This is a genomic window from Streptomyces xingningensis (genome assembly GCF_054957865.1).
This window is the reverse complement of the sequence record NZ_JBDJPF010000049.1, coordinates 28,198-54,793: the sequence shown is the minus strand read 5'-3', so window position 1 is coordinate 54,793 and position 26,596 is coordinate 28,198. Positions and strand designations below refer to the sequence as shown.

Below are 26,596 nucleotides of genomic sequence, written 5' to 3'. Positions count from 1 at the left end.
TTGCCGTGTGCGGCCAGCAGATGCGCGATCCGGTTACCCCACCGATCCAACTCCCGGTAGTTGAGGACCTGTTCACCGCACGCCAGCGCCGCGGCCTCGGGCGTCCGCCGCACCTGTCGTTGGAACAGCTCGGTCAAGGACGTGGCGGGGACCGCCGTCCGTGGTCCATGCCCGGCGGCCAGCTCCGCGTTCCGCTCGTCGGCGGGCAGCAGGGACAACGCCGGCACACCCGCCCCGGGATCGTCGAGCACCTGCCGCAGCAGGGCCGTGAAGTACGCCGGGATCCGCTCCGCCGTCTGCCGGTTGATGAGCGCGGGATCGTACTCGACGGTTCCCAGGAGGCGGCCGGCCACTTCGGCGAACACCATGGTGAGCGCGAATTGCGCCCGGGCCGGCGGCAGGCTCAGGGTCTCCGCGGTGAGCGCGCCGAGGCGCAGTGGCGCCCCCGCCGAGTTCACCGCCAGCGCTCCCAGGTCCACGTGCGCCGACGACCGGCCGCGATGGAGACCGAACGTGGCCTGGAATACCGGGGTGTGCCCCGGAATCCGGTCCGGACGCAGCCGGTCCACCGCCAGCGCGAACGGGAAGCGGTGGTGTGCCAGCCCGTCCCGCACCGTGGCGGACGTCCTGGCCACCAGCTCGGCGAAGGCCGGCCGGTCCGTGAAGTCGGCCCGCAGAGCGATGGTGTTGAGGCAGTACCCCACCGTCGTGGCGGCGCCGGCCCAACCGCGGTCGGCGACATGCGCTCCGACCACGATGTCGTCCTGGCCCGTCAGCCGGTGCAGAAGCGTCTGGTAGACCGCCAGCAGGGTGCTGTACACCGTGCTGCCATGGAGAGCGGCGAACCGGGCCACCCCGGTGCTGAGATCGGCGGGCAGCTCGAACCGGTGCGTGGTGTCACCGGTGTCCGCGCTCGCCCCCTGCCCGGCGGGCAGCCGCAGCCGGGGCGGATCGGCAAGGTGCCGCCGCCAGTAGGCCCAGTCCTCCTCCGCGGCCGCGCTGTCGAGGTAGCGCTCCTCCCGCTCGACGAAGTCCGTGAACGGCGTCGGCTCCGGCAGCCCGTCCACACCGTCGAGCAGCGTGTGCAGCTCGTCGGCGAGCACGGTCAGCGACCAGTGGTCGGCGACGATGTGGTGCACGGCGAACACCAACACCTGGCGGTCCGGCGCCTCGGTGGACAACCCGGCCCGCAGCAGTGGCCCGTTGCACAGATCGAAGGGCGTGCGGCGGAACCGCTCCAGGAACGCGTCCGGTGTCTCGTCCTCGGTGGGGCGGTCGATGACGACCCCCATCGACTCGTGCACCACCCGCTGGGGTTCGCCGTCCACCACGTCGAACGTCGTCCGCAGCGCCTCATGCCGCTCCACCAGTGTGCCGAGGGCCTTGTGCAGCGCGCCTCGGCCGAGTGTGCCGTGCAGCCGGACCGCGCGGGCGATGACATGGGCCGGATCGCCCGGTCGCAACCGGTCCAGCACCCAGATGGCCCGCTGGCCATGGCTGAGCGCGCGCGTCGTCGCGGTGCGGGTGTCCCGCACCGCACGGCCCGGGCCGAGGAGCCGGACCACCTGGCCGGCCACCTCCGCCAGGCTGTGGGCCGTCAGGAGGCCGGGCAGGGCGAGGGCGACGCCCAGGTCTCGTTCCACCTGCTGCTGGAGTTCGACGATGCCGAGCGAGTCCAGCCCGTGGCCGATCAGCCCCCTCCGCGGCGACGGGGCGGACGGCGTCCCGCCGACCGCGGTGACGACGTCCGTCAGATAGCGGAGGGCCAGGTCGGCTGTCGGGGCGGGAACCTCCCGCAGGTCCGTGAGCGATGACGTTCCCGGTGTGCCGCCGGGGGTGAACGGATCGGCTGCCGTGGTGAGCGAGCCGGACAGGTATGCCTCCCGGCAGGCCCCGCGCTGGATCTTCCCGCTGGACGTCTTCGGGACGGTGCCGGGCCGGATCAGGAGCACGCTTTCGACCTGGACACCGTTCTCGGTGGCCACCGCGCTCCGTACGGCCGCCGCGACCTCGGCGCCATCGGACGGCCGGAAGTCCGACCGCACCTCGCCGACCACGACGACCGGATCCGAGCCGGTGTCACCGGGGATCTGGAACACGGCGCAGCAACCGGGCCGCAGCGCAGGATGGCTGCGTTCCGCGGTGTTCTCGAGATCCTGTGGATAGTGGTTGCGCCCCCGCACGATCAGCAGGTCCTTCAGCCGTCCCACCACGAACAATTCGCCATGGGAAAGGAATCCAAGGTCACCCGTGCGCAGCCAGTTGACGGTGTCCCCGGGGCGTGACAGCCGGGCACCGAACGTTGCTCCGGAGGCTTCCGGGGAATTCCAGTAGCGCTGGGCCACGCTCGGCCCGGAGACCCAGATCTCACCGACCCGGTGCTCCGGCAGCTCGGTACGGGTCCGCGGGTCGACGACCACCAGGCCGTGTCCGGCGATCACGGTCCCGGCTCCGGTCAGTGGCCGACCATCGCTCGCTCGTACCGCGCGTCCCTCGTGGAGTGCTTCCCGGGCGAAGCGCCCGACGGCGGCCGCCGCGTCCGATGTGCCGCCCGTGACGATCAGCGTGCTCTCCGCCAGCCCGTAGCACGGGTAGAACGCCTTCCGCCGGAAGCCGCAGCTGGCGAACGCCGCGGTGAACGACTCCACCGTGTCCGGGCGGACCGGCTCGGCCCCGCAGAAGGCCAGTTGCCAGGTACTGAGGTCGAGTTCTTCCTTCTGCTCCTCGGTGACCTTGCGAACACACAGTTCGTAGGCGAAGTTCGGTCCTCCGCTGCAGGTGGCGCCCGTCGCGGAAATCGCCCGCAGCCAGTCGACCGGATTCCGCAGAAAGGCCAGCGGGGACATGAGGGTGACCGGGAAGCCATTGAAGACGGGCCCGAGAATGCCGCCGATCAATCCCATGTCGTGATAGGGCGGCAGCCAGATAACCCCTCGACTGCCCTCATGGAGACGGAACTTCCTACTGATCGCGTCCAGGTTGTGCAGCAGATTCCGGTGGGTGAGCAGCACGCCCTTCGGCGTGCCGGTGGACCCGGAGGTGTACTGGAGGAACGCCGGGGAGCCGAGTGACGGCGGCAAGGGCCCCGGGGTCTTCTCCGCTGAGGTCTCCTGGCCCCCGGTGGCGAGCCAGGTCAGCTCGCGCAGCCCCGGGAGAGGATCGGTGAACTGTCGTACAGAGGCGACCAGTTCGGTGGTCGTCATGGCGATCCGTGCGCCGGAGTCATGGGCGATGGCGCTGATCCGGTCCAGGGACCGGTCCCAGCGCGCGGGGTCCGGCGGATACACCGGAACCGCGAGTACTCCGGCGTAGAGGCAGCCGAAGAACGCCGCCACATATTCCGGGCCCGGTGGGTACAGCAGCAGTGCGCGCTCCCCGCGCGCTCCGTCGAGAGCGCAAGCCGTGGACCTGGCGCTCTCGTCGAGCTCCCGGTAGGTGACGCGACGGGCGGGTCCGGCCGCGGCGTCGGTGAGGAAGGTGAACGCCTCGCCGTACGGCGTGCGCCGCGCGCGCTCATGCAGCAGTTCCGGCAGTGTGCTCGCGAACATCCGCTCAGGCATCGTCATGTCCTCACCGTGAAATCCGGACGACGGCGGATGCGGTGCCGGCCGTCGCCATGGCGTGAACTTGCGGTTACGCGACGCTGATCCCGCCATCGACGGCGATCACGGCCCCGTTGGCATAGGCCGCCTCTGCCCGGGTGAGGTGGACGATCCACCATGCGATCTCCTCGGGGCTGCCGAGTCGGCGCGACGGGGTCTGCCGGGCGATTCGCCGGAAGAGATCCTGTTTTTCCTGCTCGGAGAACCCGGCACTGTCATGGATCCCGGTATCGGCGATGACGCCGGGGGCGACCCCGACCACCCGGACGCCTCGTGGGGCCAGCTCCAGCGCCCACGTCCTGGTCAGAAAGTCCAGCGCGACCTTGCCGGCGCCGTAGACGGAACTTCCGGCGATGCCCCGGATCCCCTGTACACCGGCCGTGCCGACATTGACCACGATGCCGCCGGTGGCTTCCAAGGCCTTGAGCGCCCGCTGAGTCAGGAAGATCGGGGCAAACAGATTGGTGGCGAACTCCTTCTCGACCAAGGTGCGGTCCAGCGCGTCCAGGTCCTCGTTGTGCCCGGTGATCGCCGCGTTGTTCACCAGCACATCGATACGGCCCAGGACCCGTGTCGCGGTCTCCGTGATCCGCTCGGGGGCGGTCGGATCCGTGATGTCGGCCACCAGGGAGTGGATGTTCCGGCGGCCCTCGGCGGTACCCGCCAGCTTGGCCGCGGTGCGCCCCACGACCAGCACCTCGGCGCCGCTGTCGGCGAAGGCGATGGCGGTGGCCCGGCCGATTCCGCTGCCGCCTCCGGTGATGAGGACGCCCTTGCCCCGGTGGGGGCGGTCCGCGGACTGCGTGTTCATGCGATCACCGTCTCCGTCGACTCCTGGGTGAGCACAGTGCGGCGCGACCGGCCCCAATGCCGTACGAGCGGAGCTTCCACGAAGGCGAAGAGCCACCAGGACAGCAACAGGGAAATCACCAGAAACGCCGCGGAGTAGAGCGCCTTCGCTCCGGCTCCCGCGGTCAAGCCGGGGTCGAACTCGTGGTGGAGGCGCTGGATGACGATCAGATGCACCATGTAGAAGGCGAAGGAGATGTTGCCCAGCCAGATCCACGACGGGCGACGCAGGAAGATCCTGCGCCCGCTGATGTCGGCGTGCGCCGTCGCCAGCACCAGCAGAGCGAGCGGGAGGGTGAGCAGTGTGGAGATCCCGTAGGGATAGTCCACTTGCAACGCGAGGAGATATCCGACGGGGATGGTGACCAGTGCGTAGCGAAACCTGGACGGGTACCTGGCCCCCGTGATCACGATCCGGGCCAGAATGATCCCCAGCAGGAATTCGAAGATCCGCACTGCCGGGAAGGTATAGGTCAGCCAGTTCTGCAGGAAGGTGATGTGCAGTCCGCCCCACAGGGGTTCGGACGATGTCAGACGTACGGCGGCGATCGGCAGAACGGTGATCGCGGTGGTGCACAGCGCGGCGGCCAGCCACAGCGCGCCGGCCCGGAATGTGCTGATGACTCGGTGCAGGAACGGGAAGCAGAAGTAGAAGAACGCCTCGCACCCCAGGGACCAGGACACCGGATTCACTCCTGCCTGGAGCTTCTGGTCCGGTATCCAGGCGTCAAAGAGGAAGAAGGTGCTCGCGCCCTGGAGAGCCGAGATTTGTTCCCCGGCGCCGATGAGCAGAACGAGCGCCACCACCCAGGTCACCGCGTGGTTGGGGAAGATCTTGACCAGCCGCCGTCTCCAGAATGCGGGCGCCGTGTCACCGTGTCTGGCGGACCAGGTCAGCACAAAACCGCTGAGCAAGAAGAAGAACGACACGCCGGCGAGCGACATGCGCATCACCAGAGCAGGGAACGCATCACGGTCGAAATCGCCCGTCCGATACCAGACATAGAAGTAGAGATGCGAGACGAAGACGAGCAGCGCGGCGAAGAATCGCAGCGGGGTGAGCGAATCCAGCCTGCCGCGCTCGGCCACGCCGCTGTTCTCCGGACTGCCAACGACCCGGTTTTCCGGTGAAGTCACTGTCACTCCCGTCTCGGCTAGCTGGTCGCCTTCCGGCCGTCCGCCCGGAACACATTGACGTACATATGGGAGTAGTCGGTGGACATGGTCGACACCAAGGCGAGGCCGGCCCGCCGCCCGATCTCGGTGAATTCCGACAGGGTGCGTTCCTTGCCGCCGAGCAGCAGCATGATCCGCAGATTCGCGTCGGCGACATGCAGTTGGTGATCGTCGTCCGACAGGATGCGTTCGACGACGAGGACCCGGCCGCCCGGCCCCGCGGCCTCGGCGCAGCCACGCAGGATTCTCGTGGCGTCGTCCTGTCCCCAGTTGCGGAGGATGTTGGTGAGCACATAGGTGTCACCACCCGCCGGCATCGGGTCGAACAGGCTCTGGGTCACGATCGAGCACCGGTCACCGAGCGGTTCGAGCACCCGGGACGCCGGGCTCGCGGTCTGCTCTGGATCCTCGACCAGCACGCCGCGCAGGTGCGGGTATGCGGTGAGGAGTTCGGACAGGAAAGTTCCGGCTCCGGTGCCACCGCCGATGTCGACGACCTTTTTCAGGGACTTCCAGTCGAATGCCTTCCGTATGTCGGGGCCGAACCAGGTGGTGTGGCCGGCCATCAGGGCATTGAAGGACAGCGCTGGATCCGCGTAGTCGTCCTGATCCCGCCAGAATGGACGGCCGAACACCTCCTCGTATATCGACCCGCCCGTGCGGATGCCGAGTTCCACCTGTGCGGTGATACGGTCGAGCTTCGCACCGAAGCCGTTCTGGTCGAGAAATCTGCGCAGCCCCATCGGGTGATCGTCCCGGAAGTACGCCCCGAGTTCCGTGACTTCGTATTCTCCCGGCCCGGTCTCGCGGAACACTCCGAGAACCGCGAGATAACGCAGCAGCCGCCCCAGGGCGTCCGGATCGCTCTCGGTCCGTTTTGCAAGCTCCTCCACCCGGTTCGTCCCGGCGGCGATCAGGTCGGGAAGTCGCCAGGTGGCGGCTGTGCGCACGGCCCATGGCGCCATAAGACTGGAGATCTTTGCGACCTCATCCGACAACCGCACATCTTTTGCTGGTTGGTCGGCCACACGCATCCTCCATGTCTGACGTTGAGCACCGGTACCCGATAGGTTGCCGTCAGCCGGTCGGTACGGACCCTCGAGCGGACAGAATTACGACCGAAACTTGGATCGTGATTCCGAGCTGGGTAGGGTCGGGGTTGAATCGGGCAACTCCATGGGTTTGAACCGTTTCTCGGCCGATCTTTTCCATCATTCAGTGCCGTTGTGCAGACATGTGAAACGGTGCGAATCCCGGTACCGCCTGCCGCCCGCTAAGGAGGAACCCCGCGTGTCGAGGGAAGCCGTATCCCAGCTGTACCTGCGCTGGCTCAAGGACGTGTGGAGCGCAGATGCCGAAACCATCAGGAAATCGCTCGGGGAAATCGTCACTCCGGACTTCGTGGGGCACTGGCCGGAACACCGGGTGAACGGCGCCCGCGAACTGGCCGATTGGGTGTCCACCGGCGTCTCCTTCTTCGACGACCTGTCCGCCACGGTGACCCAGGGGCCGCTCATCGACGGGAACCTGGTCGCCGCTCGCTGGCTGCTCTCCGGCAAGTACGCCGGCGGCCTTCCCTCCGTCAGCGCGCCCGTCGGCACGCTGATCGAGGTTCACCATGTGGACATCCTCCGGGTGCGCGACGACAAGTTCGCCGAGTTGTGGGCGAGTTCCGACCAGGTGGAGGGGCTCAAGCAGATAGGCGCCAACTCGTACACGGGCTGCCAGTGGTTCCAGAGCGGAGCCGCGCTCGGCATATGAGGACACCAGGGCCTCCCGTGGCCGCGCACGGCGGCACGGGAGGCCCCGATATGAGGCGCCGCCACGGTGGCCGCCTCGGAAGGGACGGCTCGCCGATGAGCGTCACGGCAACCGTGCGGCTGAACAACGGACTGGCCATGCCACGGGTGGGGTTCGGCTCCTTCCAGATACCGGAGGGGGATACCGCCCGGGCGATCGACACGGCCCTGGACGCCGGGTACCGCGCGATCGACACCGCTGCGGTCTACGGAAACGAGAGCGCCGTCGGCAAGGCCGTCGCGGCCTCCGGCCTGCCGCGCGCGTCGCTGTTCGTCATCACAAAGCTGTGGAACAGCGACCACGGCTACCACAGTGCCCTGGACGCCTTTGACTCCAGCCTCGACAGGCTGGGGCTCGCCCACGTCGATCTGTACCTGATCCACTGGCCGGTTCCGGAGCGGGACCGCTACCTGGAGACCTGGGAGGCCCTGCAGGCCCTCGCGTCACAAGGACGCGTACGGGCCATCGGGGTGTCCAACTTCGGGATCGCGCACCTGCGTCGGCTGATCGACGCAACCGGAGTCGTGCCCGCGGTCAACCAGATCGAGCTGCATCCATGGCTGCCGCAGGCGCAGTTGCGGGCCTTTCACGCCGAGCACGGCATCGCGACCCAGGCGTGGAGCCCCTTGGGGCAGGGCCGTGGACTGCTGTCGGACCCGCGCCTGGCGGCCGTCGCCGCCTCTCTCGGAAAGACCCCTGCGCAGATCGTGTTGCGCTGGCATCTCGAGCTGGGCAACCTGGTCATACCGAAGTCCGCGTCACCGGAGCGGATCCGGGAGAACATCGACCTCTTTGACTTCGAGCTCAGCGCGGCCGATCACACGCTCCTCGCCACCCTGGACACGGGGGTGAGACTGGGCCCGGACCCGGACACTTTCCACCATGTCTGATCACGATCAGGCCGGCTTGCCGGTCTCCGGTTCGTCCGCCGCCCGCGGCTTGGCCAGGGCGACCTGCCGGACCACGGTGATGCCGGTGATGACGGTCAGCAATTGGACGCCTGCCGCGCCGCCGTAGCCGAAGTGATAGCCGTCCAGCAGCGCCGCGTTGCCCTGCCGGGCGGAGGATTCCGTGACCGCCGCGGCCAGCGTGCCGAACACGGCGAGCCCCAGCGCACCACCGATCTGCTGCGAGGTGCTGACCAGCCCGGAGGCCAGCCCCTGCTGGGAGTCGGGCACCTTGGACGTTGCCACGATCATGGAGGGCGCGTAGGCGAGCATGGAACCGAAGCTGGTCAGCAGAATGCCGGGCAGCACATCCACGAAGTAGTTCCCGCCGACCGGGGCGCGGCTCAGCCACAGCGCGCCGAGCACCGCCCCGGCCGGCCCGGCGATCAGCAGAACGCGCGGCCCCAGCTTGTCCATCAGGGTGGCGGTCTGCCGCACCAGCAGGGCACCGAGGACGGTGACCGGGGCGAAGGAGAGCCCCGCCTGCAAGGGGGTGAAGTGCAGGACCTCTTGGAGATAGAGGGCGGTGAAGAAGACGATGGCCGCCGGCCCCGCGGTGTTGGTGAGGTTGATCAGATTGCCGGCCAGCACATTCCGGTTGCGGAAGATGTCGAACCGGACCAGAGGTTCCGGGTGACGGCGCTCGATGAGCACGAAGACGACGAGCACGGCCAGGCCGACCGCGAGAACGGAGGAGATGAGCGGGGAGAATCCCCGGTCGGAGACCGAGGTGATCGCGAAGACGGTCAGCACCAGTCCCGAAGTGAGGGTGGCGGCTCCGAAAAGGTCGAGCCGGGACCCGCCGTCCTGCCGGGCGGGCTGGGCCAGCCGCCGGGCCTGGAGCACGGCGAACACCCCGATCGGCACATTGACCAGGAACACCGACCGCCATCCCAGCAGGTCGGTCAGCAGCCCGCCCACCGCATAGCCGCTCACCGCGCCGAGGGAGGCGACCGCGCTCCAGACGGCCATCGCCTTGTTGCGCTCGGGTCCCTCGCCGAAGGTCGTGGTGAGCAGGGCGAGCGTGGACGGTACGACCATGGCGGCGCCGAGCCCCTGGACGCCACGGGCCGCGAAGATGTGCCATCCCTGCTGGCTCGCCCCGCACAGCGCCGATGCGACGGTGAACAGGACGATGCCCGATATGAACACTCTGCGCTTGCCCAGCAGGTCGCCCGCGCGGCCGGCCAGCACCAGGAAGCCACCGAACGTCAGCGCGTATGCAGTCGTGACCCATGGCAGGTGTGCCGGGGCGATGTCCAGTCCCCGCTGGAGCTTCGGGTTGGCCACGGTGACGACCGTGACATCCAAGGTGACCATGAACTGGGCTAAGCAGAGCACCGCCAGGGCCAGCCGCGGCGGGGAGGGCTGCGTGTCCATCGGTCGTTCTTCCCTCTCTCTTCCCATGAGAACTGCCGGCCGTACGCGAACCGACGCTCCGATGGGTCGGCACGGGCCCCGCGGCGCTTCCGCAGTTGCACTAGCTGCCGATGGACTGCGTGCGCCGGAAAGCGTCGTACGGATCGTAGGTCCGCTTGACTCTGAGCAGCCGTGAATAGTTCTCACCGTAGTAGGCCTCCTGCCAGTTGCGCAGGCCGGGGTCCGGAAAGTTGATGAACGAGCGACCGGAGTAGCAATCGAGCACGTCCATGCCGCGGTTGACCCAGTCCATGGCCACCTCGCGATCCCCCGGGATATCCGTGGAGGACGCGAACCCCGCCGAGAAGGCCAGGAAAACCTGTGCCTTGCGGTGCACATACGCGGTGTCGGTGCAGTGCGGCTCGTTCGCCGCGCCTCCGACCGCGTATGCCGCCAGGTTGTGGAACTGGCCGCTTTTCCGGTTGGTGTCGAAGACGCGCAGGGCGTCGTCGATGCCCTGCTTCGGCAGTGCCGTGTCGAACATCCGGTTGTGCACGATGAGCGCCTGATGCCGCTCGATATTGGCGACGGGGTTGTAGCCGACGTAGTGGCACTGGTCCACCGTGCCGGTGCAGCCCCACAGCCCCATCATCGCCTGATGGTAGGTGAGGTCCTGTCCGGAGCGGGTGGCCGGCGCCGCGCCCACTGCGGAGACCAACTCGTCGACCGCCGCATCGCGTTCGGCGGGGGTGCCGAGATAACCGCCCTGCACCTGCACCAGCGGGGTGCTGCCCTGCTTGGCGTCGATGAGCAGGATGTTCAGTGTGGTGCCGATGTTGCGTGAGCCATCGATGACCCACTGCTGCCAGGCGCCGAGCACCGTCGCCGCATGGTCGTAGGACCAGGACAGGTCGAAGGTGGCGACCCTGGGAGCGTGCACCGGACTCTCCACGAATTCGGTGACGATCCCGAAGTTGCCGCCGCCGCCTCCGCGCAGCGCCCAGAAGAGGTCGGACTCCCGGTCACCGGAGCAGTCCACGATCCGCCCGTCGGCCAGGGCGACCCGCGCCGAGAGCAGCCGGTCCGCACCCAGGCCGAACTTGCGGGTGAGCCAGCCGATTCCGCCTCCCGTGACATATCCGCCGGGGCATACCGACCCGCACAGCCCGGCGGGCAGTTGGAGGTCGTATGCGGTGAGTTTGTCCATGACGTCGACCGCCTGCGCGCCCGGTCCGAGTCGCACGGTGTCCGGGGTGGCCACGATGTGCTTGATCCTGGAGAGGTCGATGACCAGCCCGTTGATCGTGGACCAGCCCACCAGATTGTGGCCGCCACTGCGCGGGGTGAACGGCAATTCGTTGTCCAGGGCGAAGCGCAGACAGGCCACGACATCGCGCTCGGTCCGGCAGTAGGCGATCCCCTGCGGGTTGATGGCGTCGAACTCGAGGGTCGCGAGGTGCTTGGCATTGTTGTATCCGACGTCCGACGGCAGCACGAGCGATCCGCTCAGTTGTGAGCGCAGCCGGTCCCACTTCACCGTTGTGCCCGAGGCGGTGGACATGACCGGCATGGGAACTCCGCCCATGGCTGTGGCCACGGCCCCAGCCGTTCCCGCGCGAAGCAACGACCGTCGGCTGAGCATGTGATGTCCCCCTTGGGCAACCGCCGAGAGCGGTCGCGTCGGCATCTCGAGCAAGGATGGGGGGATCATGACCGAACAGCCGTCGGCCGTCCCGCCGGCGGACAGAAGCCGAACAGAGAAGGGCGTCCTACCGGTACTGCCGCCGCAGCCCGCGCTCCGGATTCCAGGCGTCGATGACCAAGTGGTCCGCCGTGTCGGCGATGCTCAGGAACACGACCTCGGTGAGCTCGATCCGGAACCGGTGGCTTCGGTCCAGCCGGGTCGGATCGGTGACCTCGTGTGCCAGCCCGGCGATCTTCGCGTCACCCACCCAGGAACCCTGGTCGGTGTCCGGTGTGTCCACGGTGGCGCAGTGCAGCGCGAGCCGTGGGTCACGGCGCAGGTCGAGGGCCTTGAGAGAGCCCGCGATGGAGCCGAGCCAGGGGCCGTCGTCGCTGAAGTCCACTTCGGTCGCGCTGATCCGGGGGGATCCGTCCTTGCGCAGCGTCGCGAGCGTGCTGTGTTTGAAAGCCGTGAAGCGGTCGCGGACCCGTGCGGCGAACGCGGGTTCTGCGGCTGCCAGTTCATGCCACCACACCATGGTCGCATCATGCCAGAGCGGGTGATCCCGCGGGCCGGTCCGCCGGGCGGCTCCCGATGCTCTGCGCATGGCGGAAGAACCGCCCGGGATCGTAACGGCGCTGCACGGCAAGCAGTCTCGGGTAATTCGTCCCGTGGTAGCTCCGGTGCGGGTCCGGCAGGGCGGGGTCGGGGAAGTTGACGTAGGAGCGGCCGTTGGAGTGCGGGTCGATGACCCGGAAGCCGTCGTCGACCCACGCGTCGGCTGCGGCGCCGATCTCCGCGGGGGAGTTTGAGGTTTGGAAGCCGGCCGCGTATCCGGTGTGGAACAACGCGTCGCGGTGCACATACGCGGTCGCCTCCGGCGAGGGTTCGTTCGCGACCCCGCCCAGGGCCCGGAAGTTGAGGGCGCGGAAATACCCCGAGGGCCCGTCCGCTTCGAAGACCGCCAGCGCGTCGGTGAGCCCCGTCCCGCTCAGCGGGGCGCCGAACATCCGGCTGCGGTCCCGTACGAACCGGTGCCGCGGGATCGCCGCGTCCGGATTGTGGCCCACCAGGTGGCTCCGCGCCGTCGTCCAGCCCTCACAGCCGAACAGCCGCATCATCGCCGCCCGGTAGGGCAGGTCGCGGTGGACCGCGGTGACCGGCGGCCGGCCGACGGCGGAGACCAGCTCGGCCACCAGTGGCTCCAGGGCGCTGTGCGGCCCCAGGTAGCCGCCCTGCACCAGGACGGCCGGTGCTGTCCCGCCCGTGCTGTCCAGGGACAGCACCACCAGCGTGGAGGCCAGGTCGACCGGGCCGCGCATCATCCACCACTGCCACTCCTCGGCAAGCCGCGCGGCCGAATCCCAGGGCCATGTCAAGGTGAAGCACACGATCCTCGGAACCCGGGTGGGGCGCACCTCCAAGTCGGTGACGATGCCCAGGTTTCCGCCGCCACATCCCCGCAGGGCCCAGAACAGGTCGGGGTGTTCGTCGGCCGAGCACCGAACGAGCCGCCCGTCGGCGAGTACCACCCGAGCCGATGTCATCCGGTCGCTGCCGAGCCCGAATTTACGGGTCTGCCAGCCGTTCCCGCCGCCGAGCAGATAGCCGGCGAGCCCGACGGACGGGTCCGAACCCGCTGTGACCTGGATTCCTCGCCGGGCCAGCAGGGCGACCACATCGACGGCCTGTGCTCCGGGGCCGATGTGCACCGTCGAGGGACCGGCCACCACATGGGCGAGCCGTGACAGATCGATCACGAGCCCCTCGGTGGTCGACCAGCCGGCCAGGCTGTGCCCGCCGCTGCGCGGGGTGGCGTGGATGCCGCGGTCCTGGGCGAACAGGACACAGGTCCGCACATCGTCCGGCGATGCGCAATAGGCGATCGCCGCCGGGCGTATGCGGTCGAACTGGCCGAGGGCGAGACGGCGGGCGCGCCGGTAGTCCGCGTCCTCCGGCAGGACGAGGTCTCCCGTCAGGTGACTGCGCAGTGTCGCCCACTCGGTGGCCGGTCTCCCGGCGGTGCTCATCGATCCACCGGCCCGCACCAGGCGTGCAGGGCCGAGGCCAGCTCCTCGCGCCGGTCACCGGAGCCTGCCCACGCCACATGGCCGTCCGGTCGGACCAGGACGGCGGCGGGCAGCCGCCGGCCGCGAATCCGTCCCCGCACCGGGGTGACGCGGCTCGCCCACGGCCGTGCGACGGATGTCGGCACACCGTCCCCGGTCTGGTCGAGGAGGACGAACGCGCGCTCGCGAAAGGCGCTGAACAGCCGGGATCCACCGGGCAGTTCCGCGTCCGGCAGCCGCCGCCCCACCAGCCGGTGCTCGCCCCGGCGGCGCGGATAGCGCAGGGCCAGGCCCGCGAACTGCCGCAGCACCGGAGGCTGGAGCCGGCCGACATGCATCAGCCGGGTGCTCAGCCCGCGTGCGATGCGGCCGGTCAGGAGGTCGGACGTCTCGAAGCGGAAGGCGACATCGGTCTTGCGGAGCATCGAGGCGGCGATGGGCGAACGTTCCCGCTGGTATGAGTCCAGCAGTCCGGCCGGTGCCCGGCCCAGGGCCTCGGCGGCGAGCTTCCACCCCAGGTTCATCGCATCGTGGATGCCCATCTGGAGGCCCTGCCCGCCGGACGGCAGATGGGTGTGTGCCGCGTCGCCGGCCAGGAACACCCGGCCCGCCCGGTACCGTTCGGCCTGCCGCTGCTCGCTGCGGAACCGCGACATCCAGACCGGCTCGTGCACCCCGAGGTCGTCCTGGAAGATCGAGACCACGCTTTCGCGGAGCTCTTCCTCCGTCACCGGGCGATCGGCCGGGATCCGCATCCGCTCGTGGTCGAGTATCACCAGCCGGAATATGCCGTCGTGCAGGGGAAACACCGCCACCATGCCCCGCCGGGTGATCCGGGCGTCCACCGGAGGTGTCGGAGGCGCGGACAGCCGCACATCGGCGACGATCAGGGACTCCCGGTAGGACCGGCCGGAGAAGCCGATGCCGCTGAGTGTCCGGACATCGCTGTGCACGCCGTCGCAGCCGATGAGGTAGTCGGACCGTTCGGTCCAGGTGCCGTCCCGTCCGTGCACCTCGATGGTCACCCCCGAGGAGTCCTGGGCGAGGCCGACCAGCTCTGCCCCGCGGACGATCTCCGCGCCGGCCTTGACGGCGTATTCCCGGAGAACGTCCTCCGTCCGGCCCTGCTCAAGGATCAGCACATAGGGAAACGGCGTGTCGAGACGGCCGTAGTCGAGGAAGCCGCGGCGGTCACCCAGCGGCTGCATCCGCCAGGGCAGGCCGCGCTCGACGAATGCCCCGGCCATCCCGCGCAGGTCGAACAGTTCCAGGGTCCTCGGTTCGAGACCGATGGCCCTTGACCACTCGACGCGCCGCGGTCGTTTGTCCAGCACCCTGCACCGGATGCCGGCTGCGGCCAGTTCGGCCGCCAGCGTCAGACCGGTCGGGCCCGCGCCGACCACCACCACCGTGGGAGCGCCGTCCGTCTCGTTCACCGCAGCTTCACCGACTCGGTGATATTGCCTCGCACCCGGGCGGCCGGTACCGCCGCGTCCACGGGACGCATGACCATCGGCATGCCATGCCTGGGCACAAAGGAGATGCGCATCGCCCGGTCGACCCGTGTCCCGGGCACCAGCGAGGGACGGAAGCGCTGCAACAACATGGCGAGAACGACTTTGACCTCCAGCAGGGCGAAGTGTTTCCCGAGACAGAAGTGCGCCCCGGCCCCGAACGGCAGGTACTCGTAGGGCGATCTGTCTGCTTGCGTCCAGCGCCCGGGATCGAAACGCAGTGGGTCGGGATAGAGCTCGGGGATCCGGTGTGTGACATAAGGGCTGTAGAAGATCAGTGCACCGGCCGGCAGCCGGTACGGGCCGAGCCGGGCATCGGCCGCCGTGTAGCGCAGCAGCATGGGCGACGGCGGCAGGATGCGCAACACCTCCTTGAGCACGGCGTCGAGCAGGGGCAGGTGATCCAGGTCCCCGGCCTGCGGGGGCTCGCCGCCGAGGCGGTCGCGCAGCTCGGCGACCAGCCGGGTGAGCACCTCCGGGTGCTGGTCGAGCAGGAACAGCGTCCACAGGAGGGTCGAGATATTGCTGTCGTGGCAGAACGCGGTGTACGCCTCGGCCACCAGCTCGTCGTCACTGAGTGCCGTGCCGCTCTCGTCCCTGGCGGTCATCATGGACGACAACACATCGGTGCGTCGCTCCGTGCTGCCGCGCTTGGTGGCTATCAGCCGGCGCAGGAAGTCCTCGATCTCCACGGAGGTGCGCAGGGCCGTGCGGTAGGTGGTTCCCGGGAGGTCGAAGGGGAAGACCAGGGTCGCGGGGGAGGCCGCGACCGACAGCAGCCGGTCGATCAGCCGCTGCAACCGGCGTGCCTCCGCCGGGGCTTCGACGTCGAGAATGGTGCGCAGCGCCGCCTGAGTGACCAATTGCGCCAAGTCCCGCTCCAGCCGCCTGACTTGGCCGGTCCGCCAGCCGTCCAGCATCCGGCCGGTCAGCTCGACCAGGGCATCGCGGTGGGTCAGCACCCTGCGGGCGTGCAACGCGGGTTGCATGAGCCGTCGGTGCTGCCGGTGTTTCTGGCCGTTGAGCCGCAGCAACCCATTGCTCAGGCGAAGGAACGAAGAGTCGGGCGGCATGCGCACTTCGCGGAATGCATCGACGATGAACAACTCCGGTTCGGCGAACAGCAGTCGCAGATGTTCCGGGGAGAAAACAAAGACATGGCGTGGGTTCGCGGCATTCCACGCGCTGACGCCACCGAATCGGTGGTATTGGCGCAGAAAGTATTCGGTCGGGTCCTGCAACATACGCAATCCGCGGGTGCGCCAGCCGAAGAACGGTATGTTCAGCGGTGCCGGAAGACGATCAACAGGGGCCCTGCCGACCTCGGTCATCATTCCACTCCTCGTCCGCATCGAAACGGACAACGCCGGGACCGGTAGCCCCTGTTACCGAGGCTGCTGTCACCGGACCCAAAACTATAGTGATCGCGATTGCCGGCATGGGTGGGCGACAGATTGCTGACAGCTGCGACCGCTTCCCCGGTTCCGGCTGGCATGCTCAGCACGGAACATGCACGGATTCTGCTTCCCCGACCTGATGCGAAGCGAGGACCCATGGCATTGGCGAATGCTGACTGGAACGCGCTGCGTGCGGCCCTTGCCGGGGCGCTCGTTCTTCCGGGGGACGACGGCTATGACGAGTCCCGCGTCCTCATACTCAAGCAATTCGACCACATACGGCCGCAGGCGATTGCCAAGTGCGCCGATGCGAACGATGTGCGGCAGTGTGTGCTTTTCGCCCGCCGGCACGGGATTCGTGTGCACCCCCGAAGCGGCGGGCACAGCTTCGCCGGATACTCCACCGGTGCCGGTCTGGTCATCGATCTCTCGGCGATGGACGCGGTCGAGGTCGTCGACGGGTGCGTGCGAGCCCAGGCCGGTGCCCAACTGGTGGATGTTTACGACAAGACGCTCACCGAGAACCTGGCGGTGCCGAGCGGCTGGTGCCCGACCGTCGCCGTCGGCGGGCTCGCGCTGGGCGGCGGCGTCGGGCTCGAGACGCGCAAGTTCGGGCTCACCGTGGACCATGTGCGTTCGATCACCGTCGTCCTGGCCGACGGCCGGGTCGTGCGGTGCGACGAGGAGCGGCACGCGGACCTGTTCTGGGCGCTGCGGGGCGGTGGCGGGGGGAACTTCGGGATCGCGGTCGACTTCGAGTTCCGGCCGGTCCCGGTGGGCGACGTGGTCGACTACAAGCTGACGTGGCCTTGGCGCTCCGCGCCGGACGTCATCGACGCCTGGCAGCGCTGGGCGCCCTTCGCGCCGGACGACCTGGCCGCCGTGGTGAACATCGGGGTGATGGGCACCGAGCCGTTCGGGGACCCGGAAATCGCCGTCGCGGGGGTGTGGCACGGTGAACCACTGGGACTCAACCCCCTGTTGCAGCGGCTGGTCGATGCCGTCCGGACCGAACCGGCGATGAGCTGCGTGAGCCTGCGCCAGTACCGGGAGATGCTGATGGACTGGTTTGACTGCGGCGGCTACAGCGCGGCCGAGGCGCATGTCGTCGGCCACAACCCGGCCGCCAGGATCGACCGGTACGCCTTCTCCCTCGCCAGAGGAGGGTTCTTCGACCGCGCGGTGCCCGCCGAGGGAATCGCAGAACTGCTCGGCCGGTTCGGTGCGGATGCCTTCCCGGGACAACGGCGGGACCTGAACTTCATCGCGTTCGGCGGGGCCTGCAACCGGGTCGCCCCCGACTCGACCGCCTTTGTGCACCGCGACAGCCTCTTCTATGCCGGATATTCCGTGGACATGGACCCGGTGGTCACCGAAGACGGCACACGAGTGGCCAGGCGATGGATCGATTCCTCCTGGGAAGTTCTGCGCACCTGGTCATCAGGCCATGGCTATCAGAACTTCATGGACGCGGAGTTGGCCGCATGGCAGGACTCCTATTACGGGACCAACTACCCCAGGTTGCGACAGATCAAATCGGTCTACGACCCGGATGGATTCTTCGATTTCCCGAAGGCGATTTAGCCCGCAATGGCACTCCGGTGAGCAGCCGTCCGAACTCTGTCAGCGAGGGCCGTTGGCCCATGGGCGCGAGGCTAACATCGGGCCATGTGATCCATCACCTGTGATCCATTGAGGAATGTCCTCGCCAGTGGTCGGAAGCGGATTGCTCGTGCCCGGCGGCAGGCGGCCTTTCCCGAGAGGAAAGCACGATGGCAAATGCGGCGCCGGATGATACCCGCGACACACAGGATGGCCCGACGGGCGTGTACACGGATGTGTCCCGGGTCCTCGGGTCCACACTGCACCACGGCTACTGGGAGGGGTTGCCACCGGGCGCCTCCGTGACCGAGGCCGCGTCACGCATGACGGACCTGCTCATCTCCCGGATCAGGTGCGTGCCGGGCGAAAGGGTGCTCGATCTGGGCTGTGGGATCGGTGAACCCGGCATCCGTCTGGGCAGGACGAGCGGAGCCGAGGTCGTCGGAGTGTCCATCACCGAGTCCGAGATCGCCCTGGCCAACGCGGCGGCCCGAGCCGAAGGACTCGGCCACCGAGTGTCCTTCCGGTACGGCGACGTCCTGGCACTGCCCTTCCCCGATGCCTCCTTTGACGCCGTCTACGCCCTGGAGTTCCTGTTCCAGATTCCCGACCGGGCGTTGGCACTCCGGGAGATAGGACGCGTCCTCAAGCCGGGCGGGCGGTTCGAGACCACGGACTACTATCTGACGGCCCCGGTGTCTGCCGCCGGCGCCCCGATCCTCGCCGACTTCCGCCGGATTGCCCTGGTGGAGACGCTCACCGACCTCGACCGGTATGTCGCCGAGCTTCGGCAGGCGAGTCTCGAGCCTGTGGAGGCGGCCGACATCAGCGTGCATGTATGGCCCACCAGGGCCCGCCACGCCACGCTGCTTCGGGCGGCCCGCCACACTCTGGCGCCGGTGATGAGCGCACCGGCCATCGACGAGGTCATCGCCATCACCGAGCGGATCGAGGAGGTGCCGGAACTCGGATACCTCCTGTTGTCCGCACGGCGGCCGCTCGGCTCGTGACGTCACGACGGGCCGCGTGGCAGTGGCCTGGATCCCCGTCGATTCCACTCCGCGGACCCAAGGAGCGCATGTGACGAGCGTTGCAGACAGTGATCAGGACAAGACATCGGTGTTCCTGGTGCAGCAGGGCGTCTGGGACATGCCGCTGGAATCGATGCCCCTGGCATCGGGCTATCTCAAGGCGACGGCCCTGGCCGATGACCGCATCCGGGAACGGGCCGACATCACGATTCACAACTTCCGGGGCGGTGCCACCAATGCCGCGATGGCCAACTCGATGTTTGCCTTCGGCACACCCGATGTGCTGGCCTGTTCCGTGCTGGGCTGGAACTTCTACTCCTTCGGGGCCCTGGCCGCCACCTTCAAACAGCTGAACCCGGACGGCTGGGTGGTGTTCGGCGGCACTCATGTGGCCCAGCAGGCCGAGCGCGTCTTCCGGATGTTCCCCGAGGTGGATGTAGTGGTCAACGGCGAGGGAGAGTTGACGTTCCGGGACCTGCTCGGCAGCTATCTCTCCGGAACCGGCAAGCACGAGCTCGGCGCGGTCGCCGGCATCTCCTTCCGGAGCGCCGAGGGCGAGGTCGTCAATACTGCGGATCGGGATCGGATCGAGGATCTGGAAATCATCCCCTCGCCCTTTCTCACCGGTGCCCTGGATCTCACGGACGAGGAGGGCCGGTTCCGGTACGACGTGGCCCTGATGGAGACCAACCGAGGCTGTCCGTACAAGTGCGCCTTTTGCTATTGGGGCGGTGCCGTGGGGCAGAAGGTGAGGGCCTTCTCGATGGACCGGCTCCGGGCGGAGCTCGAGCTGTTCGCCAAGCTCAAGGTCCACACCATTGTGGCCTGCGACGCCAACTTCGGCCTGTTGCAGCAGGACGTCGAGTTCGTTCAGGCGCTCATCGAGACGAGGGAGAAATACGGCTTCCCTCGGGCACTGGAGACCTCCTGGGCCAAGAACAAGTCCAAGACGTTCTTTCGGATTGTCAAGATGATGAAGGACGCGGGGATGCGCAGCTCCTTCACCCTCGCGCTCCAGACCCTCAACGACAACGCCCTGGAGAACATGAACCGGCGCAATATGAAGGTCAACGAATGGGAGGATCTCGCCGCCTGGCTGGACAAGGAAGGACTGGACTGCTACGCAGAGTTGATCTGGGGTGCGCCGGGTGAAACTGTCGAATCCTTTATGGAGGGCTACGACCGGCTGGCACGCAGGGTGTCCCGGATAGCGATCTACCCGATACTGCTGCTGCCCAACACCGACTACATGGAGAAGAAGGAGCTCTTCGGCATCAAGGCGGTGCGGGGTGACCATGACGACTTTGAATACGTGCTCTCGCACAACACCATGACCTTCGCCGAGAACCAGCAGATGCAACGATTCCTCTTCTGGGCCCGGGTGGTTGCCGAGAACGCGGTGCTCCGTTACATCTGGGTTGGGCTGCGACAGTTGGCGGGGATTGGCCAGTCCCAGGTGCTGCGCAACCTGGACAGTTGGATCGCCACGGTGGACGATGCGGCCGCCGTGCCTCTGCGTTCCGCTCTCACCACGGCCGTCGGTGGAACCAATTCCTTTGGCGCGGCGATCAGTTACCTCTACACGGAGCCCGCGGCCGAGCGTCTGCTGTACCGTTGGTGGACCGAATCGGTGCGTCCGTTGGTGCCGGCCGATGTGGCCCCGTTGCTCGACGAGATCTTCCGCTATGACCTGCTCACGCAACCCGTCTACCGTCCGGGGAACATATCGCCCGACGATGACGACCTCCCGATCGAACTCGTGCAGGGCGAGGAATACTACCTCCGCAGAAACGTACAACTGGCCTATGACGTCCCCGGCATCGTCGCCGAATTGCGAGCGGACCGTGAGCCAGACCTTTCTCCGGTGCCGCGCACTGTCGATCTCTATTACCGGACCGGGGCGGAGTCGGCCGTCACGTCCACCAACCATGAGATCGTGGTGCACTTCATGGGGATGACCCGGGAGGAGATCGTGGCCACCGCCGTCGGCCGACGGGGAGGCGACGGTGATCCGGCCACGGTCGAGCCGGAAGAACCACGGGAGCGTGCCGAGCCCCCGCTGGCGATCATGTTGCTGAAGTCGGACAAGGGGGGCTGCGCCTGACGGTCGGAATGCCGTTCCCGTGGTTCCTCCCACGGGAACGGCATTCCGGCGATGCGTGCGGCGAGCTGATGCCGGTTCAGGCCTCCGGAACCGGCAGTGGATCAGAATCCAGGATGTAACCGCGGCCCCATGCTGTCCGTATGGTGAGCCCCAGGGGGCTGATGCGGCGCCGAAGCCGCTTTATGTGTAGATCGAGCGCGTTGCGGCTCGCCTGACTGTCCTGCTCGGCGAGTTCGGCGCGTAGCGCTTCACGGGCCACCACTTTGCGATAATTCTTGACCAGCATTTCAACCAGAGTCGTCTCCGTGGGGGAGACCGTAACAAAGCGCCCGGAGAGTCGCAGAATTCCGTCCTGGTCGATCCGGGGAATGCTGTCGGCTTGGGCGCGGGCAATGAGCGAAGCTATGCGAGTGCTGACGTCCTCCTGGCTTGCCGGGGCTCGTATCCAGTCTTCTCGCAGGTCGGAGCAGACAGGTGGTGCCTGGGCTGCTTCGACCACAAGAAGTCGTAATACGCCGAGCCGTTGATAGTGTTCCCTTCGGTGGGCTTCGGTTGGCCACCGAAGTAATTGAACATCGGATCTTTTGAATCCTCCAGTCACGTTCCCCTCGCTCGGTCATGGCCAGGAAGAAACCCGACTCCATGGACACCAGGAACCGCTGCAGATAGGCAGGAAGCGTCGCAGGTCAACGTGCGACGAAAAAACGTCCGATTAAAGGGACCGGCCCAGAATAAATCTCGATTCCTTCTTGTGTCAAGCGTGTGGAATCTGCCGAGAGTTATCGGTCGGCGTGACACGAATCAGATACCCCACTCAAAAGCAGTCAATCCGGAACGGCGCAAGCATTAGCCCCTTGGTTTGGGGTCGATGGTATCGGGTCCGGCATTCCGGGCGGCGCCCGAGAGCCGGGGCCTGAGGGTGCGGCAGAAATCCCTTCGCAATGTCGTCGGCGGCCTTGACAAGTCGACGTCATGTCCTTCAAGTCCGCTGGAGAACAGGCCCACTTGAGCGTCTGAGGCGCTCGTGTGGCACCCCTGGGGATCTTGTGGTCCAAGCAGGGGAACGCTCCGTGGCCGCGCACCTCGCCCGTCTGTGCTCTCGCCTGACCGCCTCCGTTCCAGCGCGCCGGAGTCCCGCCTTGCGGGCGAATCGAATTAGTCCTTGATGCCGGTGGTCTTTAATTCCGGACGACTCGCCCGGCCTCCCGGGAACAGAATGCGAAATGGTGGCTGCGCGTCGAAGAATTCAGTTCCCGCGGGCACGCTCCCTTACCGGGACGGGAGGCCTGGCCGGTGGCGTCGGCGAACCCGGCCACCGTAGAGGGGCCGGCGGTGGGCTCCGGGGATATGGGCATCACCCCCCACCGCCTACCCTGGTTCCCATGACCAGCATCGACCGGAGCCTCGCCGTGCGTTCACCTATGACCTACGCGATTCACACCTACGGGTCGTAGCTTTCACAAACACCTCTCAGGGAGAGGTGATGTCGGCGACCACGGCCACAGGCTCATCTCCGTACCGCACGGGGAATGTTCCACGCCGAGGCCAGCCAGGCCAGGTCGGCTTCGGCCTGGCGGCGGGCCGCCTGATCACGCGTGAACAGCTCCTCGGTCTTCGTCAGCACGAGCGTGTACGGACGCCCCTGCCGCCGGGTCTGGTGGCGTACGGGCAACTCGGCCGAGTCGATCCGGCTGTGCACGTGTCGTCGTCCGTCCTTCGCCAGCGGCCACTCCCACACCTGTCGCGACCTGGAGTCGAGAAACGCGCCCAGGGTGCCGCACAGTTCGCAGCCGCACCCGGTCCACGCCATCGACCAGTCGTCCCCCTCACGCGGCGCCTGCCGCACGATCGCGCCGAGCCTGTCCCCGCACTCCCGCGCCAGCGCCTCGACCCCCGCCGTCCGTTCCCCGGCCGCACGGCGCACCACTGGCATTAGGCACTCAAGGACGGTGTCCGGGTACGTGCGCAACGCTGCCAGAATCCGGCCACGCAGCTCCTCCTCGGCCGCTTCCAGGACGTGCAGCAGCGGCAGGCTCAGCTGCTCCAGCCGCGCCCGGCGGATCCCGGCCGGCCCGCTCGTGGTCCACAGCCGCAGGTCCCCGTCCGCCTGGGTCCAGACCCCGGCCGACAGCAGCCTCGCGACCGGTGAGCCCCCGGCGGATTCCAGCTTCGCGCACAGCCGGGGCAGATGCTCGGTCCAGTCGTACCGGTGTTCCACGAAACGATGCTGTGCACCGAACCAGCCTTCGACGACCTGGCGCAGCCACGAAATGCCGTACCGTTCGGCCACCGCGGCCAGGGCGCCCGCGTGTCCCTCGGTGAGCGCGTTCACCGGGAACGGCTCAAGGAGCATCGCCGCGGTCTCGGCCGCTTCCAGGTCCGCGGCCACCCTCAGGGCGCTTTCCAACTGGCCGGGCTGCACACCGCTGTTCTTCCAGAACGGTGCGAGGGACTCGGCCGCAGTACGTGCACCGTCCCGGTCGCCCTTCGCGATGCGGGCCCGGAGTTCCTCCAGCGCCCACCGCGATCCGGCCTCACCGCGCGCTGCAAAGGCCCGCTCACGCGGCCACACCACAACCGCGGCCCGCCGGTACCAACGGTCCAGCGTATTGCCGTAGTTGCCCATATAGCCCTCGTACTGGGAGTCGTAGGGTTTCAGGTCCGTGCTCGGGGTGCTGGCGCAGCTCTCGTAGTCACGGACGTACAGCGAAATCTGCTCGCCGCCGGTGCCGTCCGTACCGGTCCACCAGCCGAGGGTGATCTGATCGTCAATCAGCTCGCCGAGCTCGTAGTCTTCGTCCTCGCTCGCGTTCGCCTCCTCTTCCTCTTCCTCTTCCTCGTCGTAGTCGTCCCAAGGGGCATACCCGGCCGGGGTGGCGTCCCAGGTCTCTTTCACCTCGGCGAGAGCGAGCAGCGCCTCGCACCCCGCCCTGTCGGCCGCGGCACGCAGCAGCGCGGCGCGCTGTGCGTCTGCGCCCTTGAGCCGGTCCCAGCCAAGGCCACGCTGGGTGTACTCGTGGTCGAGCAGGTAGACGAGACGACGGGGCGGATCGGACTCCCGAGTGCCGTAGCGCGGCCTGGCCGGTGTGCTGAAGTGATCCTCCAGGCAGTGCAGTACGTCGTCGAGCGGGCCGGACTCCCGCTCCGGAGCCCCCCGTTCGGCCAGCAGGTTGAACGTGAGGGTCACCCGGTAGCCGCTTCTGACCGGTGTGACCTCGTGTGGACAGTCGGCGTAGAAGGCCACCAGGCTCAGCTCCGTCTTCGACGCACGGTAGGACCGGCTCCGCCCGGCGTGCCCGATCACCAGCTCCCCGCCGGTGTGCGCCGAGGGCAAGGACAGCACCAATGTGCCCACCATGGCGTCGTCCTTCTCCGAGTCCTGGTGGGGGAGGAAGAACTGCCCCTTGCCGTACACAAGGAGCGCGTGGGGTTCGGCCCGCAGCCGGGTGGACGCGGGGAGCCCGAGCTCGTCCCGGAAGTGCTCCAGTGCGCCGTCGAGCAGCGTCGGCCAGGACGGGCCGCCCAGCGTGACCTGGCCCGGGGGAATCTGCCAGGTGTCGCGCACGCTGCTGTCGCTCAGGGTGTCCTCCCCCCGCCCGAACAACGCCGGACGCGCAACCGCGATCAGCTTCCGCACCTGCGGTGCGCGCAGCGGCAGACGCACCGGTCCGACCCCTGCCACCTCAAGTCCGATGCCGTCCGCGGGCGCTTCGATCCGGGCGCTGAACTCCCCCGCCGCCTTCGCCCCGCCGAGCAGCGCGCCCAGCCGCTCCCTCGCAGTCCCCGCCATGTGCCCGTCCTCCTGGCTTCCGCGGCCCATCGCCCGCGACCCGACTCTACGGAGCGGCGGAACAGCCGACAGCCCTCTCACCCGTACGAGGTCGCCATCCCTCTGACAGCCGGGCAGCCGAGGACCGACCGGCGCGCCGGCCGGCCCGCACGCCCACCAGAGCCTTCACCGACAGCGACGAGGACAGCGAATCCCCACACCTCGCGCCCCGGCTCTGCGGAACCATGGCACCGTGAACGACAATGATGTGGAACTGCTCTGCCGGGTACGGTCGTTGCGCGAGAAAGGCAGTGGGCCGAAGCAGATCGCGCGGGTGCTCGGGCTGCGCCCGGCCCAGGCGAGTGCACTGGTGCGCCGTGCGGCCGAGGAGCAGCAGAGCTCGGCCGCACCAACCGACCGGCCGGTGGTGGGATGCTGGGTGAGTGCGGGCTGGAGCACCGGCCTGGATCTGTCCAGTGCCCCCGACTGGGCGCGGGCCGACGCCGAAGGCGCCGAGGACCCCAACGCAGCCGGTTTCGCCCAGGTCTTGATCGCCCGTCAGGAGCGGGCCAGCAGGGTCACCGTCTGCGGATTCCTGGTCGACGTCTACTGCCTCGGCGTCAAGGACACACTCGGCCCCCGGACGATGGGCAGCGGATCATTGGACGCCTATGTGCGCGACTACTACCGGGTGTTCGACCAGCCGCCGGTGCGGATCGGCCTGGAGCAGGCGCAGAGCATCGTGCACGGCGGCGTGGCATACGCCCGCGCCCTCGGCTTCGAACCCGCGCCGGACTTCGCACTGGCCTCCGTGTATCTCGGCGGGCCCGGCCCGGCCGCCCCGCGGATCGGCTTCGGCCGCCAGGGCAAGCCGTTCTACATCAACGGCCCGCGCGATGACGCCCAGAGGATCGTGCGCACTCTGGAGCGCACCTGCGGCGCCGACAACTACCACTGCGTCCTGCGGACGGGGCCACTGTGACCGCCTGTGGGGGCGCAACAGCCAAGCCCATGGAGCCGTGCTGTGCAGGCCGGCGGACGGACCGGCCTCAGCGGATCTTCTTGAAGTCGGTACGCACCGTCACCGCGAACCCGGCGAGGGAGAACGCGATCTCCTCACCGAAGCGGTAGGGCACGGCCGAGGTGTACTCGTCGCCCTTCGGCACCTGGTAGAGCACACACTCCCCGGTCAGCACGTCCACAATCAGATACGTAGGGATCCCGCGCGCCGCGTACTGGTTGAGCTTGCGCCCATAGTCCTGCCCGACCGTCGAGCGGGACACGCTCTCGGCGACGAAGTGCACATGCTTCTGATCGACAAAAGCATCCCCCGGACCGAGCGCACCCGCGTCCACCACCAGCACGTCCGGCTCGGGCGTGTAACCGTCCAGCTCCGGCAGCACACCCTTGTCCCGCGTGACGTGCAGACCGGACTCCCCGCCCAACTGCTCCGCCAGCTGCGATCGAATCGAATCATCCGCCTCACTGTGCGCCTCCGTCACCGGAGACATGTACAGGCGCCCCTGGTCGAACAGCAGCTTGACCGCCTTGGGCAGCTTCATCGAGCGCCGCACCTGGCTCAGCCACTGCGCGTACTCCGGATACATCACGCTCATCGCGCCTCCCTGCCCACCACGAGGTACTGCCATCGTACGGACCGGACACCCGGCATCGTGCTTCGCTGCGGTGCCAG

General features: G+C 68.0%; 19 protein-coding genes. 6 read left to right on the top strand and 13 right to left on the bottom strand.

The window, feature by feature from the left end; genetic code table 11:
- The 4 genes from ABCR83_RS23470 to ABCR83_RS23455 form a co-directional block, all read right to left on the bottom strand.
- Window positions 1-3,566 (bottom strand): AMP-binding protein (locus ABCR83_RS23470; protein ID WP_462697120.1); only part of this gene is annotated, 3,566 nt, incomplete at its 3' end.
- Between the two features lie 67 nt (window positions 3,567-3,633).
- A complete protein-coding gene (locus ABCR83_RS23465; protein ID WP_462697119.1) occupies window positions 3,634-4,413 on the bottom strand; it encodes an SDR family NAD(P)-dependent oxidoreductase in 780 nt (259 codons plus the stop codon).
- Entirely contained in the window at window positions 4,410-5,588 is a 1,179-nt protein-coding gene (locus ABCR83_RS23460) for an acyltransferase family protein (RefSeq protein WP_462697118.1), read from the bottom strand. The genes ABCR83_RS23465 and ABCR83_RS23460 overlap by 4 nt, the downstream gene beginning before the upstream one ends.
- Before the next feature lie 17 nt (window positions 5,589-5,605).
- Window positions 5,606-6,592 (bottom strand): methyltransferase, encoded by a 987-nt coding sequence (locus ABCR83_RS23455; RefSeq protein ID WP_462697117.1) that lies wholly within the window; start codon window positions 6,590-6,592, stop codon window positions 5,606-5,608.
- Window positions 6,593-6,917: 325 nt separating this feature from the next.
- On the opposite strand from ABCR83_RS23455, the gene ABCR83_RS23450 reads away from it, so the two are divergent.
- Together ABCR83_RS23450 and ABCR83_RS23445 are read left to right on the top strand one after the other, a co-directional pair.
- Window positions 6,918-7,388 (top strand): ester cyclase, encoded by a 471-nt coding sequence (locus ABCR83_RS23450; protein WP_462697116.1) that lies wholly within the window; start codon window positions 6,918-6,920, stop codon window positions 7,386-7,388.
- Between the two features lie 95 nt (window positions 7,389-7,483).
- Window positions 7,484-8,317: an aldo/keto reductase gene (locus tag ABCR83_RS23445; RefSeq protein WP_462697115.1), complete on the top strand. Its 834-nt coding sequence runs from the start codon at window positions 7,484-7,486 to the stop codon at window positions 8,315-8,317.
- Window positions 8,318-8,323: 6 nt separating this feature from the next.
- Here the strand turns inward: ABCR83_RS23445 and ABCR83_RS23440 are convergent, their stop codons facing one another.
- The 6 genes from ABCR83_RS23440 to ABCR83_RS23415 all read right to left on the bottom strand — a co-directional run bounded on the left by ABCR83_RS23440 (window position 8,324) and on the right by ABCR83_RS23415 (window position 16,244).
- Window positions 8,324-9,754 carry an MFS transporter gene (locus ABCR83_RS23440; RefSeq protein WP_462697114.1) on the bottom strand — a complete coding sequence of 477 codons (1,431 nt, stop codon included), beginning with the start codon at window positions 9,752-9,754 and terminating at the stop codon, window positions 8,324-8,326.
- 100 nt (window positions 9,755-9,854) lie between these two features.
- Window positions 9,855-11,294: an FAD-binding oxidoreductase gene (locus tag ABCR83_RS23435; RefSeq protein WP_462697113.1), complete on the bottom strand. Its 1,440-nt coding sequence runs from the start codon at window positions 11,292-11,294 to the stop codon at window positions 9,855-9,857.
- 208 nt (window positions 11,295-11,502) lie between these two features.
- Window positions 11,503-11,955, bottom strand: coding sequence for a pyridoxamine 5'-phosphate oxidase family protein (locus tag ABCR83_RS23430; protein ID WP_462697112.1), 453 nt, complete (start codon window positions 11,953-11,955; stop codon window positions 11,503-11,505).
- Between the two features lie 7 nt (window positions 11,956-11,962).
- Window positions 11,963-13,447, bottom strand: a complete 1,485-nt coding sequence (locus ABCR83_RS23425) for an FAD-binding oxidoreductase (RefSeq protein WP_462697111.1) — start codon at window positions 13,445-13,447, stop codon at window positions 11,963-11,965.
- Entirely contained in the window at window positions 13,444-14,922 is a 1,479-nt protein-coding gene (locus tag ABCR83_RS23420) for an FAD-dependent monooxygenase (protein WP_462697110.1), read from the bottom strand. Before ABCR83_RS23420 ends, ABCR83_RS23425 begins: the two co-directional genes overlap by 4 nt.
- Window positions 14,919-16,244, bottom strand: coding sequence for a cytochrome P450 (locus ABCR83_RS23415; RefSeq protein ID WP_462697109.1), 1,326 nt, complete (start codon window positions 16,242-16,244; stop codon window positions 14,919-14,921). Before ABCR83_RS23415 ends, ABCR83_RS23420 begins: the two co-directional genes overlap by 4 nt.
- A 309-nt stretch (window positions 16,245-16,553) precedes the next feature.
- Between ABCR83_RS23415 and ABCR83_RS23410 the strand changes: the two genes are divergently transcribed.
- The 3 genes from ABCR83_RS23410 to ABCR83_RS23400 all read left to right on the top strand — a co-directional run bounded on the left by ABCR83_RS23410 (window position 16,554) and on the right by ABCR83_RS23400 (window position 21,134).
- Window positions 16,554-17,981 (top strand): FAD-binding oxidoreductase, encoded by a 1,428-nt coding sequence (locus ABCR83_RS23410; protein WP_462697108.1) that lies wholly within the window; start codon window positions 16,554-16,556, stop codon window positions 17,979-17,981.
- Between the two features lie 242 nt (window positions 17,982-18,223).
- The gene (locus tag ABCR83_RS23405; RefSeq protein WP_462697107.1) at window positions 18,224-19,009 is read left to right on the top strand and encodes a methyltransferase domain-containing protein; all 786 of its coding nucleotides are present in this window, start codon (window positions 18,224-18,226) and stop codon (window positions 19,007-19,009) included.
- Between the two features lie 70 nt (window positions 19,010-19,079).
- Window positions 19,080-21,134, top strand: coding sequence for a KedN5 family methylcobalamin-dependent radical SAM C-methyltransferase (locus ABCR83_RS23400; RefSeq protein ID WP_462697106.1), 2,055 nt, complete (start codon window positions 19,080-19,082; stop codon window positions 21,132-21,134).
- A gap of 76 nt (window positions 21,135-21,210) precedes the next feature.
- Here ABCR83_RS23400 and ABCR83_RS23395 read toward each other — a convergent pair whose 3' ends face one another.
- Together ABCR83_RS23395 and ABCR83_RS23390 are read right to left on the bottom strand one after the other, a co-directional pair.
- Window positions 21,211-21,633: a helix-turn-helix domain-containing protein gene (locus ABCR83_RS23395; protein ID WP_462697105.1), complete on the bottom strand. Its 423-nt coding sequence runs from the start codon at window positions 21,631-21,633 to the stop codon at window positions 21,211-21,213.
- Between the two features lie 1,008 nt (window positions 21,634-22,641).
- Window positions 22,642-24,924 (bottom strand): 2OG-Fe(II) oxygenase, encoded by a 2,283-nt coding sequence (locus ABCR83_RS23390; RefSeq protein ID WP_462697104.1) that lies wholly within the window; start codon window positions 24,922-24,924, stop codon window positions 22,642-22,644.
- Between the two features lie 232 nt (window positions 24,925-25,156).
- Here ABCR83_RS23390 and ABCR83_RS23385 point away from each other — a divergent pair, with 232 nt between their 5' ends.
- On the top strand, window positions 25,157-25,885 hold the full coding sequence (locus tag ABCR83_RS23385; RefSeq protein ID WP_462697103.1) for a hypothetical protein: 729 nt from the start codon (window positions 25,157-25,159) through the stop codon (window positions 25,883-25,885).
- 67 nt (window positions 25,886-25,952) lie between these two features.
- On the opposite strand, the gene ABCR83_RS23380 is transcribed toward ABCR83_RS23385, so the two are convergent.
- The gene (locus ABCR83_RS23380; protein ID WP_462697102.1) at window positions 25,953-26,519 is read right to left on the bottom strand and encodes a Uma2 family endonuclease; all 567 of its coding nucleotides are present in this window, start codon (window positions 26,517-26,519) and stop codon (window positions 25,953-25,955) included.
- Between the last annotated feature and the right edge of the window lie 77 nt (window positions 26,520-26,596).